Genomic DNA, 12,754 nt, shown 5'->3' with positions numbered 1-12,754 from the left:
TGGGCGTATAGTCCGAGCCGATTGAGTCTGCCCGCTGTCATGACATCGATGTCCCACCGCCTTCCCGCCCTGTCCACCCTGCTGATCACGCTGGTGGCCGCGCCGCTGGCCATGGCCCAATACAAAGTCATCGGGCCGGATGGCAAGGTCACCTACACCGATCGCCCGCCGACCTCCGCCCAGGCCCAGGTGCAGATGATCACCCCCAATGGGTCCGTGGGCGGCGGTGCGGAACTGGCCTCCCTGCCATCGGCCTTGCGTCAGTCGGCCAGCCGCTATCCGGTGACGCTCTACGCCGCCAAGAACTGCCCGCCTTGCGACACCGGGCGCGATCTGCTGGTGCAGCGTGGCATCCCGTTCAGCGAGAAGAGGGTGGAGAGCAGTGCCGATCTGGAGGCCTATGCCAAGTTCAGCGGTGGCCGCACCCTGCCGCTGCTGACCGTGGGCAGCCAGCAGATCAAGACGGGTTCACTCAGCGACTGGAACAACTACCTGGACGCGGCGGGCTATCCCAAGACCTCCGCCCTGCCCTCGGGCTATCGGCGTCCGCTGCCCACCCCGATGGCGGGCAACGCCCTGCCTGCGGGCGCGGTGACCCCCTCGGCACCGGCTGCGACGGACAAGCCGGCGCCCGCCGCTCCAGCCGGCAACACCCCCAACATCCGCTTCTGAGCGCCGTCGCGCCGCTCGGGCGGATGCGCCGGTTCAGGCCTCGGGCCCCTCTTCGGGCTCTGGGCCGGCCTGCAGCAGCTGACGGGCCTGCGATTCGGGCAACTGCTCGACGCTCTTGAGCTTGCGGGCCATCGCCCGGGTCCGCACCTCGGCGCTGTCGATGGTGGCGCTGGCCTCCTCCAGCTTCTTCTTGGTCTTGGCCAGCACGTCGCCGAACTTGGCGAACTCGGTCTTGACCGCGCCCAACACCTCCCAGACCTCCGCGCTGCGGCGCTCCAGGGCCAGGCTGCGAAAGCCCATCTGCAGGCTGCTGAGCGTGGCCAGCAAGGTGGTGGGGCCGGCCAGGGTGATGCGGTGCTCGCGCTGCAGGGCCTCGACCAGGCCGGGCCGGCGCAGGGCCTCGGCATACAGGCCCTCGGTGGGCAGGAACAGGATGGCGAAATCGGTGGTGTGCGGTGGCGCCACGTATTTCTCGCGGATGCTGCGGGCCTCGGCGCGCAGACGCAGCTCCAGGGCCCGGGCTGCGGCTTCGGCCGCCACCGGGTCGGCCTGGTCCTGGGCCTGCAGCAGGCGCTCATAGTCTTCGCGCGGGAACTTGGCGTCGATGGGCAGCCACATTGGCAGGCCATCGTCGCGCCGCCCCGGTAGGCGGATGGCGAACTCCACCCGCGCGCCCGTGCCCGGCACAGTTTCCACATTGGCCGCGTATTGCTCCGGGGTCAGCACCTGCTCCAGCAGGCCGGCCAGCTGCAGCTCGCCGAAGACACCGCGCGACTTCACATTGGTCAGCACGCGGTTGAGCGAGCCCACGTCGCGTGCCAGCCCCTGCATCTCGCCCAGGCCCTGGTGCACCAGCTCCAGCCGCTCGGCCACCTGGCGAAAGCTCTCGCCCAGACGCTGTTCCAGCGTGGCGTGCAGCTTCTCGTCCACCGTGGCCCGCATCTGCTCGAGCTTCTTCTCGTTGCCATCCTGCAGTTGCAACAGGCGGCGCTCGATGGTCTCGGTCACCCGGCGCAGGGCCTGATCCTGGGTCTCGCGCGCCTGGGCCAGACTGCGGGCGGCATCGCCCGACTGGGTCAGCAGGCTCTGCTGCAGTTGGCCCAGGGACTGCGCCAGGGCCTGGGACTGCTCCATGCGCGCGGCACGGGCGCTCTGCTGCACCTCGGCGCGCAGTTCGCGCTCCAGGCGCTCCAGCGCATCCAGCAGTTCGGGAGGCAGGCTCGTTGCGGGCCGCAGCCACAGGCCCAGCACCGCCAGCAGCATCAGGCCCAACAGGGCCAGCACTGCGATTTCGTAGACAGACAAGGACATGCCGACATTGTCGCCGGCCGCCCGGCCTCAGGCCGAGGTCCGTACCTCGGGGTTCAGCGGCGTGAGCGGCTGGCGGCCGGTCAGGGCCGCGATCAGGTTGTCGGCCGCCAGCTCGGCCATGGCCCGGCGGGTGGCCAGGCTGGCGCTGGCGATGTGCGGGGTCAGCACCATGTTGGGCACCTCCAGCAGTGCCGGGTGCACCTGCGGCTCGCCCTCGAACACGTCCAGGCCGGCAGCGGCCAATTGGCCGGCCTTCAGGGCCTCGGCCAGGGCCGCATCGTCCACCACGCCACCGCGGGCAATGTTGGTCAGCGTGGCGGTGGGCTTCATCAGGGCCAACTGGGCCGCTCCCACCAGGTGGTGGGTGCCGGCGCTGTAGGGCACCACGATCACCAGGTGGTCGGCCTGGGCCATCAGCTCGGGCAGGGTCAGCCAACGGGCGCCGATGGCGGCCTCCTCGGCCTCGGAGAGCCGGCTGCGGTTGTGATAGACCACCTTCATGCCAAAGCCCAGTGCGCCGCGGCGGGCGATGGCCTGGCCGATGCGGCCCATGCCCAGCACGCCCAGCGTGGCGCCATGGATGTCCTGGCCGGCCATCAGGTCGTAGGACCAGTGCGTCCACTCGCCGCGGCGCAGAAAGCGCTCCGACTCGGTGATGCGGCGGGCCGTGGCCATCATCAGCGCAAAGCCGAAGTCGGCGGTGGTCTCCGTCAGCACGCCGGGCGCGTTGGTCACCAGCACGCCGCGGGCCGTGCAGGCGGCCACATCGATGTTGTTGTAGCCCACGGCCATGCTGCACACCGCCTTCAGGGAAGGACAGGCCTGGAGCAGGTCCGCGTCGATGGGTTCCGTTCCGGCGACGAAGACGCCCGCCTTGCCCTGCAGGCGCGCGATCAGCTCGTCGCGCCGGATCGGGGTGTGGCCCTCATAGGCCTCGACGTCGAAATGCTGGCGCAGCCGCGCCACGGTGTCGGGAAACACCTGGCGGGCCACCAGGACGGCGGGACGGTGGGAAGCCGATGAGGACATGGCGGGCGGAGGCTGGGTTCAGCGGAAAGTCGTGTCAGGCGGGCGATTGTGCGTGCAATCCATGCCCCTGCGGCCCTGCCAGGCTTCCCAGCTGGCCAGGGCCTCGCCCACGGTGTTCAGCTGGATCGCCACGGTGTCGGCGATGTCCCGACCGTAGCCGCCGGCCATGGTCAGTGCCACGGGAATGCCGCGGTCGCGCAACCTGGTGAGCACGCGGCGGTCGCGCTCGGCCAGGCCGGCCGCGGTCAGGCGCAGCCGCCCCAGCCGGTCGTTCTCGTGCGGGTCTGCGCCGGCCAGATAGAAGACCAGTCCGGGAAGATGGTCCCCATGCCGGGCCCAGACGGTGTCCAAGGCCTGGTCCATGGCCTGCAGATAAGGCGCGTCTCCGCAACCGTCGGGCAGGTCCACATCCAGGTCGCCCGGCACCTTGCGGAACGGGAAGTTGCGCTCGCCATGCAGGGAGAGCGTGAACACGGTCGGATCGTCGGCAAAGATGGCGGCCGTGCCGTTGCCCTGGTGCACATCCAGGTCGATCACCAGCACCCGCAGCAGCTGACCCTGCCGACGGTGCCATTCGCCTTGCATGCGCCGGGCGGCCACGGCCACGTCATTGAAGACGCAATAGCCCGACCCCTTGTCGGCGCTGGCGTGGTGGGTGCCGCCGGCCAGATTGACCGCCACGCCCTCGACCAGTGCCGCGCGGGCCGCGGCGATGGTCGCGCCCACCGACCGCCTGGAGCGCTCTCGCATGCGTTCCGACCATGGAAAGCCGATCTCCCGCTGCTGCGCGGGGCTCAGCCAGCCTTCGAGCACCGCGGCCACGTAGTCCGGGCTGTGGGCCAGCAGCAGCTCGCCGTCGCTGGCCGCCGGCGCCGGGCTCAAGCGCACCTGAGGCAGGCTGCGGGCCACGGCCTCCCGCAGCAGGGCGTACTTGCTCACCGGGAAGCGGTGGCCGGTGGGCAAAGGGAGCGTGTGGTGATCCGAGGTGAAGGCCTGCATCGGTGTCCGATTCTGCGTTGCACGGGGCTGCCCGATGCGGCAGCCGGTTTTAGAGTACCGAGACTAGATTGCTGCGTCGCAACATTTTGGGCTTGTGTTCGTGCAGACCGGCCCTATACTTCGAACCATGTTGCAGCGCACAAACCTGGGAATGGTTGTCGTAGACCGGATGGGCTGCATCGGTTCCTGAACCCCTGACCCCTACCTTTGGAGACTGACATGCTGACTGCCGAACAAGTGATCGCCACCCAAAAGGCCAACGTTGAAACCGCCCTGGATCTGGCCAGCAAGGCCTTTGAAGGCGTGGAAAAGCTGGTCGAACTGAACATGCAAGTGGCCAAGGCCACCATGGGCGACGCTGCCGAAACCGCCAAGGCCGCGATCGCCGCCAAGGACCCGCAAGAGCTGCTGTCGCTGCAAGCCGGCCTGCTGCAACCGGCCGCCGAAAAGGTTGCCGCCTATAGCCGCCACCTGTACGACATCGCCGCCAGCACCAACGCCGAACTGACCAAGGCCATGGAAGCCCAGCTGGGTGATGCCCAGAAGAAGTTCATGGCCTCGGTGGACACTGCGGTGAAAAACGCGCCGGCCGGCACCGAAAACGCCGTGGCCCTGGTGAAGTCCGCCATGGCGGCTGCCAACAACGCCTACGAGTCCGTGCACAAGGCGGCCAAGCAAGCCGCCGACGTGGCCGAAGCCAACTTCCAGGCGATGACCAACACCGCCGTGAAGGCTGCCCAGGCTGCCCCGAAGGCCGCCCGCCGCACCGCCGCCTGACCGGCTGCCCACGCGGACCGGGAACTTTCCGGTCCCGCAGGGCTCTCTCCAGATGTCGTGGCGTTGCCATTGCCACGGACTCCCTGGGAGACCCTCTCCTCGGTACCTTTCTGAGATCACTCTCAAGGTACTTTGACCCGGCCCTCTGGCCGGGTTTTTCTTTGGGCGCGTCCTTTTGGGGCCGCTCAGCGCGTCAGGGCTGCGATCTTGGCCTTGAGCGCCGGCCACTGGGCCGTGGCCGCCTGCCGCCCCGACTGCACGGCCTTCATGCGCGCGGTGAAGTCCGAGCTGGACACCCCCACTAAGCTGGGCCGGATCAGCACATCCGCGTTCTGCAGCTCCCAGTGGTTGATGCTGCGCCCCATGATGGCAAAGGTCTGCATCAGCAGGTGAAAGGCGTCGCCGGTGGCGTTGGGATCCGGTGGCGTCGAAATGTCCACGGCAATCACCAATTCAGCACCCATCTCACGTGCAAAACGCACGGGAACCGGGCTGGCCAGTCCGCCGTCGAGGTATTCCCGATCGCCGATGCGCACCGGCTGGAAGACTGCCGGAACCGCGCTGGAGGCGCGCACGGCCGTGCCGGTGTCACCGCGGCGGAACAGCACCGGCTCGCCGCTGGCCGCGTCGGTGGCCACGATGCCCAGGGGCAAGGGCATCTGCTCGATGAGGCGGTTGCCGGTCTGGCTGCGCACATACCGCGCCAGGGCCTCCCCCCGGATCAGGCCGCGCCCGGGAAAGGCCCAATCCGTCAGTGCCGACTCATCCATGGTCCGCGCCATGCCGGCCATCTCGGTGCCGTTCTTGCCGCTGGCATAGAGCGCTGCCACCAGGCTGCCCGCCGAGGTCCCGACCACCAGATCCGGGCGGAGGCCATGCTCTTCCAGCACCTGGATCACCCCGATGTGGGCGAAGCCCCGGGCAGCGCCGCCGCCCAAGGCCAGGCCGATGCGAGGCGGCCGGGTGGGCTTGGCGATGGGGAGTGCGGGAGGTGGCTCGGCCACCGGCGGGGTGGACTGGCAACCCGCCAGCCACAGCAGACCGGCCCCCAGGCCGCCCAGAGCGTGGCGGCGGGCCGGAACAAAGTCAGACGGCATGGGCGTGGATTCTAGAGCGATCGGGGCCTTCCTCGAAAAGCTTATATTCAAATGCGAAATAAGCATTCAACTTAAATGTAGTTTTCAAGAATATAAGGGATCCCTAGAGTGCAGGACATGGGCTGTCACAGGCCCCCCTTCTTGCGCCACCGCTCCGCGCCATGTACCAGTACACCTCTTTTGACCGCCAAGTCGTTCGCCAACGTGCCGCCCAGTTCCGCGATCAGCTGGAACGCAATCTGAAGGGCGAGCTGGCCGACGACGACTTCCGCCCGCTGCGCCTGCAGAACGGTTGGTACATCCAGCGCCATGCGCCGATGCTGCGTGTGGCCGTGCCCTATGGCGAGCTGTCCTCGGTCCAGTTGCGGCAACTGGCGGTCATCGCCCGCGAGCTCGACCGCGGCTTCGGCCATTTCACCACCCGCCAGAACCTGCAGTTCAACTGGATTCCGCTGGAGCGCTCGGCCGACGCCATGGATCTGCTGGCCGAGGTGGACATGCACGGCATCCAGACCTCGGGCAACTGCATCCGCAACATCACCAGCGACGCGCTGGCCGGCATCGCGCCGGACGAGATCGTCGATCCCCGCCCCTACTGCGAGATCCTGCGCCAGTGGAGCACCCTGCACCCCGAGTTCGCCTTCCTGCCGCGCAAGTTCAAGATCGCGGTCAGCGGCGCCGCCGAAGACCGTGCGGCCATCGCCTGGCATGACGTCGGCCTGCAACTGCTGAAGAACGACGCGGGCGAGGTGGGCTTCAAGGTCTATGTGGGCGGCGGCATGGGCCGCACGCCCGTGATCGGCTCGGTGATCAAGGCCTTCGTGCCCTGGCAGGAGATCCTGGTCTACCTGGAGGCCATCGTCCGCGTCTACAACCGCTTCGGCCGGCGCGACAACCTCTACAAGGCCCGCATCAAGATCCTGGTGAAGGCCGAGGGCCAGAAGTTCTTCGACGCGGTCAACGCCGAGTTCGACAAGATCCTGACCCAGGACGCCGATGGCCGCGAGCACATCATCCCGGTCAGCGAACTCGAACGCGTGTCGCGCAGCTTCGCCGACCCGGCGGGCGTGCGTCCGGCCACCAACGGCTTCGATCCGCACCGCGGCGGCCAGACCCCGCCGGCCTTTCTGCGCTGGCTGGAGCGCAACGTGCACGCCCACCGCGTGCCCGGTTACCGTGCCGTGACCCTGTCGCTCAAGCGCGCCGGCCAGGCGTCGGGCGACGTGACCGCCGAGCAGATGGACGTTGCCGCGACCATGGCCGATCGCTACTCGCTGGGCGAGCTGCGCGTGACCCACGAGCAGAACCTGCTGCTGCCCTGGGTGCGCGAAGCCGACCTGCTGGCCGTCTGGCACGCCGCCCGCGAAGCTGGCTTTGCCACGCCCAACATCGGTCTGCTGACCGACATCATCGCCTGCCCGGGTGGCGACTTCTGCGCCCTGGCCAACGCCCGCTCCATTCCGGTGGCGGCCGACATCAGCGAACGCTTCGCCGATCTGGACGCCGTGTACGAGCTGGGCCCCATCGACCTGCACATCAGCGGCTGCATGAACTCCTGCGGCCACCACCACACCGGCCACATCGGCGTGCTCGGCGTCGACAAGGACGGCAAGGAGTGGTACCAGGTCTCCGTGGGCGGCTCCGACGGCAGTCGTCTGTCGGGGGCATCCGTCCCGGGCAAGGTCATCGGCCCGGCCTTCGCAGCCGAGGAAGTGGCCGACGTCGTCGAGGCCCTGATCGAGGTGTACCGGGCGCACAAGGCGCCTGGCGAGCACTTCGTGGACACGGTGCGCCGCATCGGCGTCGCCCCGCTGCGCGCCGCCACCGACGCCGTGCGTCATGCCACCGCCCAGCCCGCCACGGCCGAAGCCGAGACCGTGTGAGGACCGCCATGCAATTCATCCAAGCTTCCCAAGACCGCTGGCACCGCCTGGAAGGTGATGCACCGGCCCGGCCCACGGCCCATGCCCTGCTCACCCTGCCCCAGTGGCAGGCCGTGCGCGACACCTGGCCCGCCGACCTGCCGGTGGGTCTGGCCCTGGTCAACACCGACGAGGTGGAGGATCTGGCTGCCGACCTGCCGCGCCTGGCGCTGATCGCGCTGCACTTTCCCAAGTGGACCGACGGTCGCGCCTACAGCCAGGCCCGTGTGCTGCGTGCCCGCCTGCGCTTTGCCGGCGAGCTGCGCGCCACCGGCGACGTGCTGGTGGACATGCTGCCGCTGCTGTCGCGCACCGGCTTCGACGCCGTGCAACTGCGTGCCGGCGAAAGCGAGGCCAGCGCCCGCCGTGCCCTGACCCTGGTGACCGACCACTACCAGGGTGATGTTCACCAACCCCGCCCCCAGTTCGCCCGAGTGGCCTGAAGAGTTGACGAGATGACCGATCTGTCCGTGTTGCCCGGCGCCGCCCGCGCCAGTGCCATCGAGCTCTACGCCCGCAAGACCACCGGCCATGAGTTTCGCGTCGAAGCCGCCATCCAATGGCTCAGGCGTGCCGCTGAGCAGCATGCCGGCCATGTCGTCCTGGCCAACAGCCTGGGCGCCGAGGACATGGTGCTCACCGACCTGATTGCCCGCCACCAGATCCCGATCGCCATCGGCACGCTGGACACCGGAGCCCTGCACGCCGAAACCCTGGCCCTGATCCCCAAGATCGAGCAGCGCTATGGTCTGCAGGTCGAGGTCTACCGCCCCCGCGAAGAGGCCGTGGTGCAATTCGTGCGCAAGAACGGCGAGAAGGCCATGTACCAGAGCCTGGAACTGCGCAAGGGCTGCTGCCAGGTGCGCAAGCTCGAACCCCTGGGCCGCATGCTGGAAGGCCGCAGCGCCTGGATCACCGGCCTGCGCCACGAACAGTCCCCAAACCGCGCGGACATGCCGGCCCATGAAATCGAGCCCAACGGGCGCGCCAAGTTCAACCCGCTGGTGGACTGGACCTGGGCCGACGTGTGGCACTACATCGCCAGCCACGACGTGCCCTACAACGACCTGCACGACCAGTTCATGCCCAGCATCGGCTGCGCCCCCTGCACCCGCGCCATCGCGGTGGGCGAGGAATTCCGTGCCGGCCGCTGGTGGTGGGAAGACGAGAAGGCCAAGGAGTGCGGCCTGCATGTCAGCACCGCCCATCCCGTGGACGACGCGAAGAAAGAAGCGCTGGCCCACGCCTGAATGGCGGTGCTCGAACTCCGATGCCCCTTGGCCACGTTGTCTTCATCGGTGCCGGCCCTGGTGCCGCGGATCTGATCACCCTGCGCGGCCTGGCCGCGCTCCAGCAGGCCCAGGTGGTGCTGGCCGATGCGCTGACCGATCCGGCGCTGCGTGAGCATGCGCCGCAGGCCGAGTGGATCGATGTGGGCAAGCGCGGCTTTGCCCACGCCACCGGCCAGGCCCGCATCAACGCGCTGCTGGTGGAGCAGGCCCTGGCCGGGCGGCGGGTGGCTCGCCTCAAGGGCGGCGACCCGAGCATCTTCGGCCGGCTGGAGGAGGAGCTGCAGGCCCTGGCCGAGGCGGGCATTGCCTGTGAGGTGATTCCTGGCGTCACCGCCGCTGTGGCGGCCGCGGCCCAGAGCCAGCGGCCCCTCACCCGCCGTGGCCAGGGACGCACGGTGGCACTGACCACGGCCATGACCCTGCAACATGCCCTTCAGGCCGGTCACCATGCCGACACCGAGGTGTTCTACATGGCAGGGCAGCAGTTGGCCGCCCTGGCAGAGAGTCTGCGTGCCTGCGGGTGGCCGCCGCACAGCGCGGTGAGTGTGGTGTCCCGCGCAGGATGTTCCGACGCCCAGATGTCGACCCACACCGTGGACTCGCTGGCCGAAGCGGCGGTGCTGCATGCGGGACGGCCCGCCGTCGTCACCGTGGGCGTGGGAGCCACATCCGCTGTGGCCCCGCCGCCCTCCACCGAAGCGGCTCGGCATGATTGACTGCCATCAATCCAGCCGCGCCGACAGGATTTAGAATTCATTGGTTGGCCCGAGCGTGCCGCCCCACGGCGTGTTCAGGCCCGCGTTCCTTTCGGGGGGCGCTCTTTCACTTCCATCCTTCACAGTTCGCCCCATGACCCACGTCGTCACCGAAGCCTGCGTCCGTTGCAAGTACACCGACTGCGTCGATGTCTGCCCCGTGGATTGCTTCCGCGAAGGCCCCAACTTCCTGGCCATCGACCCGGACGAGTGCATCGACTGCGCCGTCTGCATCCCCGAGTGCCCGGTGAACGCCATCCTGCCCGAGGAAGACGTGCCCGCCGACCAGCAGGCCTACATCGCGCTGAATGCCGAGCTGGCCAAGGCCTGGCCCAGCATCACCAAGCGCAAGGCCCCGCTGCCCGACGCCGAGGAGTGGAAGGACCGCAAGAACAAGATCGGCGAAATCATCCGCTGATCGCCGGCGGTCCTCACCGGACCGTCGACACACAGAAGAGCCCACCCCCGGTGGGCTTTTTTGTTGCCTGCGACCCACGCGGGAGCCGGTGTGGGCTGGGTACGGCGATAATCCATGTCGGCCGTGTGAAGACGCGGCCACTTCGCTAGGGGTGTTGGCCCGCCGCAAGGCAGGTCGACTGAGAGAGTCCCTTTGAACCTGATTGAGGTAATCCTCGCGCAGGGAAGCCGTGTTCAGCGTGCCACCACTCGTGTGGCGCCGCATCTCCTGACACTTGCCTCTCTGCCATCGACATGGATGTTCCACGATGGCTGTTTGCCGTACCCGCTCTTCTTTTCCTTCACGCACCCCGCTGTGTCTGGCCCTGGGCCTGATCGGCACGGCCGCCACGGCGCAGACCGTTGCGGTGGCCGACACCGCCCCCAGCCGCATCACCATCACCGGCCAAAAGGCCACACAGCCCAGCACGGGCGTGGCCGGCTTCGGCGATGTGCCTGCCGCTCGCGCGCCCTTTCAAACGCAGGGCTATGACAGCACCACACTGAGCGACGCAGGCATCACCGCCCTGAACGAACTGACCCGGCTGGACCCGGGCTTGGGCGATGCCTACAACGCCACCGGCTACTGGGCCTCGTTCAGCATGCGCGGCTATGCGCTGGACAACCGCTTCAACTACCGACGCGACGGCTTGCCGATCAATGCCGAGACCGCCATCTCGCTGGACAACAAGGAGCGCGTGGACCTGCTGCGCGGCACCAGCGGCATCCAGGCCGGCACCAGTGCTCCCGGCGGCGTGGTGGACTTCGTGGTCAAGCGTCCGCGGGGCGACCAGAAGAGTTTTTTCCTCGGCTACACCCAGAGCGGCAGCCTGAAGGCAGCGGCGGACATCGACCAGACCCTGGGCAGCGAAGGCCAGGCCGGCCTGCGCATCAACGCCTCGGTCGAGAAGCTCGATCCCCAACTGCGCGATGCCCAGGGCCACCGCCAACTGCTGGCCGCGGCCGGCACCCTGCGGGTGTCCCCTGACACGCTGCTGGAGGCCGAGGTCGAATACAGCCACCAGTCCCAGCCCAGCCAGCCGGGCTTCAGCCTGCTGGGCGGCACGCTGCCCAAGGCCGGCAGCATCAACCCGCGCATCAACCTCAACAACCAGTCGTGGACCCAGCCCGTGGTCTTCGACGACACCACCGCCAGCCTGCGCTGGACCCAGCAGCTCGACCGCGACTGGCGGCTGCAGACCCAGGCCATGGTGCAACGGCTGACCAACAACGACCGCGCGGCCTTTCCCCTGGGCTGCAGCAGCGAGGACAACTACCAGAGCTACTGCAGCAACGGCAGCTTCGACCTGTACGACTACCGCAGCGAACACGAGCACCGTACCAGTCGCGCTGTGCAAACCGAGCTGCAAGGCCACACCCAGTGGCTGGGCCTGGCGCAGGAGCTGACGGCCGGCCTGCTGTGGGACGACTACCGTGGCCGCTTCGGCCCGCAGGCCTACAACTGGGCCGGCGTCGGGCAGATCGACGGCAGCGTGCAGGTGCCCGCCGCACCGGAGGCCGGCTACACCAACACCAACCGCACCGAACGCAGCCTGGAGTGGAGTCTGCGCGACGTGGTGACGCTGGCCGAGCCCACCCGCCTGTGGCTGGGCCTGCGCCACACCACGCTGCACCGCGACAGCGTCAACACCGATGGCACGGAGCCCACCCGCAGCGCCCAGGCCTTCACCACGCCCTGGCTGGCCCTGAGCCAGCAGTTCACGCCGGCGCTGATGGGCTATGCCAGCTGGGGGCAGGGCGCGGAAAGCTCGGTGGTGCCGAACCTGCCGATCTACAGCAACGCAGGCCAGGGCAGCACACACAAGAGCCGACAGACCGAACTGGGGCTGAAGTACGCGGACGACACCTGGGCCGCCAGCCTCACCGGCTTCGACATCCACCGCCCGGCCACGCGAGACATCGGCAGCTGCGACGGCGATGACAGCTGCACGGAGGTGTCCGACGGCAACGACCACCACCGCGGCCTGGAGGCCAGCCTGTCGGGCCACTGGGCCGGCTGGACGCTGGACACTGGCGCCATGTGGCTGCGGGCCCGCCGCGAGGGCTCGGGCGACGCCAGCCTGAACGGCCTGGCGCCCACCAACGTGCCGCGCCAGACCCTGCGCGCCGCCCTGGCCTACGCCCTGCCCGACTGGCCGGGGCTGAGCCTGCAGGCCTCGGTGCTGCACGAGGGCCAGCGCGAGGTGCTGCCCGACAACAGCCTGAGCCTGCCCGCCTGGACCAGTTGGGGCCTGGCGGCCCGCTACCAATGGCAGCAAGGGACTGGCACGCGCTACACGCTGCGTGCTGGCGTGGACAACCTGTTCGACGTGCGCGCCTGGAAGGAAAGCCCCTACCAGTACGACCATGTGTATCTCTACCCGCTCGATCCGCGGACTTTCCGGATTTCTTTGCAGGCGAGCTTGTAAAGACGCCAAAACTCT

12 protein-coding genes and 1 riboswitch are annotated in these 12,754 nt (G+C 68.6%); of the genes, 8 read left to right on the top strand and 4 right to left on the bottom strand.

Annotated features, from left to right (window positions below):
* The first annotated feature begins 48 nt into the window (after positions 1-48).
* Positions 49-672 carry a glutaredoxin family protein gene (locus tag I73_RS07725; RefSeq protein ID WP_022980090.1) on the top strand — a complete coding sequence of 208 codons (624 nt, stop codon included), beginning with the start codon at positions 49-51 and terminating at the stop codon, positions 670-672.
* Positions 673-705: 33 nt separating this feature from the next.
* Here the strand turns inward: I73_RS07725 and rmuC are convergent, their stop codons facing one another.
* Genes rmuC through I73_RS26680 form a run of 3 tightly spaced genes read right to left on the bottom strand, consistent with a single transcriptional unit; the run spans position 706 to position 4,011 of the window.
* On the bottom strand, positions 706-1,983 hold the full coding sequence (rmuC, locus tag I73_RS07720; RefSeq protein ID WP_022980089.1) for a DNA recombination protein RmuC: 1,278 nt from the start codon (positions 1,981-1,983) through the stop codon (positions 706-708).
* A 27-nt stretch (positions 1,984-2,010) separates the two neighbouring features.
* A complete protein-coding gene (locus tag I73_RS07715; protein ID WP_022980088.1) occupies positions 2,011-3,012 on the bottom strand; it encodes a D-glycerate dehydrogenase in 1,002 nt (333 codons plus the stop codon).
* A gap of 18 nt (positions 3,013-3,030) precedes the next feature.
* On the bottom strand, positions 3,031-4,011 hold the full coding sequence (locus I73_RS26680) for a histone deacetylase (RefSeq protein ID WP_022980087.1): 981 nt from the start codon (positions 4,009-4,011) through the stop codon (positions 3,031-3,033).
* A gap of 219 nt (positions 4,012-4,230) precedes the next feature.
* On the opposite strand from I73_RS26680, the gene phaP reads away from it, so the two are divergent.
* Positions 4,231-4,788 carry a TIGR01841 family phasin gene (gene phaP / locus I73_RS07705; RefSeq protein WP_022980086.1) on the top strand — a complete coding sequence of 186 codons (558 nt, stop codon included), beginning with the start codon at positions 4,231-4,233 and terminating at the stop codon, positions 4,786-4,788.
* A gap of 185 nt (positions 4,789-4,973) precedes the next feature.
* On the opposite strand, the gene I73_RS07700 is transcribed toward phaP, so the two are convergent.
* Complete coding sequence (locus I73_RS07700) at positions 4,974-5,885, bottom strand: patatin-like phospholipase family protein (protein WP_022980085.1); 912 nt, start codon at positions 5,883-5,885, stop codon at positions 4,974-4,976.
* A 161-nt stretch (positions 5,886-6,046) separates the two neighbouring features.
* On the opposite strand from I73_RS07700, the gene I73_RS07695 reads away from it, so the two are divergent.
* From I73_RS07695 to I73_RS07670, 6 genes are all read left to right on the top strand, one after another.
* Complete coding sequence (locus I73_RS07695; protein ID WP_022980084.1) at positions 6,047-7,768, top strand: nitrite/sulfite reductase; 1,722 nt, start codon at positions 6,047-6,049, stop codon at positions 7,766-7,768.
* An 8-nt stretch (positions 7,769-7,776) separates the two neighbouring features.
* Complete coding sequence (locus I73_RS07690) at positions 7,777-8,250, top strand: DUF934 domain-containing protein (RefSeq protein ID WP_022980083.1); 474 nt, start codon at positions 7,777-7,779, stop codon at positions 8,248-8,250.
* A gap of 12 nt (positions 8,251-8,262) precedes the next feature.
* Positions 8,263-9,057 carry a phosphoadenylyl-sulfate reductase gene (locus I73_RS07685; RefSeq protein ID WP_022980082.1) on the top strand — a complete coding sequence of 265 codons (795 nt, stop codon included), beginning with the start codon at positions 8,263-8,265 and terminating at the stop codon, positions 9,055-9,057.
* Between the two features lie 20 nt (positions 9,058-9,077).
* Positions 9,078-9,815: a uroporphyrinogen-III C-methyltransferase gene (gene cobA / locus I73_RS07680; RefSeq protein ID WP_022980081.1), complete on the top strand. Its 738-nt coding sequence runs from the start codon at positions 9,078-9,080 to the stop codon at positions 9,813-9,815.
* 133 nt (positions 9,816-9,948) lie between these two features.
* Positions 9,949-10,272, top strand: a complete 324-nt coding sequence (fdxA, locus tag I73_RS07675; RefSeq protein WP_022980080.1) for a ferredoxin FdxA — start codon at positions 9,949-9,951, stop codon at positions 10,270-10,272.
* 137 nt (positions 10,273-10,409) lie between these two features.
* Positions 10,410-10,514: riboswitch (TPP riboswitch) on the top strand.
* A gap of 65 nt (positions 10,515-10,579) precedes the next feature.
* Positions 10,580-12,739: a TonB-dependent siderophore receptor gene (locus I73_RS07670; RefSeq protein ID WP_022980079.1), complete on the top strand. Its 2,160-nt coding sequence runs from the start codon at positions 10,580-10,582 to the stop codon at positions 12,737-12,739.
* Positions 12,740-12,754: the final 15 nt, after the last annotated feature.

This window comes from Ideonella sp. B508-1 (assembly GCF_000333615.1).
GTDB lineage: Bacteria > Pseudomonadota > Gammaproteobacteria > Burkholderiales > Burkholderiaceae_C > Ideonella.
This window is presented reverse-complemented; position numbering and strand designations above follow the sequence as displayed.

Coding starts and splice junctions, on each gene's coding strand:
- I73_RS07725 (WP_022980090.1), top strand. CDS start 49: ATGTCCCACCGCCTTCCCGCCCTGTCCACCCTGCTGATCACGCTGGTG.
- rmuC (WP_022980089.1), bottom strand. CDS start 1,983: ATGTCCTTGTCTGTCTACGAAATCGCAGTGCTGGCCCTGTTGGGCCTG.
- I73_RS07715 (WP_022980088.1), bottom strand. CDS start 3,012: ATGTCCTCATCGGCTTCCCACCGTCCCGCCGTCCTGGTGGCCCGCCAG.
- I73_RS26680 (WP_022980087.1), bottom strand. CDS start 4,011: ATGCAGGCCTTCACCTCGGATCACCACACGCTCCCTTTGCCCACCGGC.
- phaP (WP_022980086.1), top strand. CDS start 4,231: ATGCTGACTGCCGAACAAGTGATCGCCACCCAAAAGGCCAACGTTGAA.
- I73_RS07700 (WP_022980085.1), bottom strand. CDS start 5,885: ATGCCGTCTGACTTTGTTCCGGCCCGCCGCCACGCTCTGGGCGGCCTG.
- I73_RS07695 (WP_022980084.1), top strand. CDS start 6,047: ATGTACCAGTACACCTCTTTTGACCGCCAAGTCGTTCGCCAACGTGCC.
- I73_RS07690 (WP_022980083.1), top strand. CDS start 7,777: ATGCAATTCATCCAAGCTTCCCAAGACCGCTGGCACCGCCTGGAAGGT.
- I73_RS07685 (WP_022980082.1), top strand. CDS start 8,263: ATGACCGATCTGTCCGTGTTGCCCGGCGCCGCCCGCGCCAGTGCCATC.
- cobA (WP_022980081.1), top strand. CDS start 9,078: ATGCCCCTTGGCCACGTTGTCTTCATCGGTGCCGGCCCTGGTGCCGCG.
- fdxA (WP_022980080.1), top strand. CDS start 9,949: ATGACCCACGTCGTCACCGAAGCCTGCGTCCGTTGCAAGTACACCGAC.
- I73_RS07670 (WP_022980079.1), top strand. CDS start 10,580: ATGGCTGTTTGCCGTACCCGCTCTTCTTTTCCTTCACGCACCCCGCTG.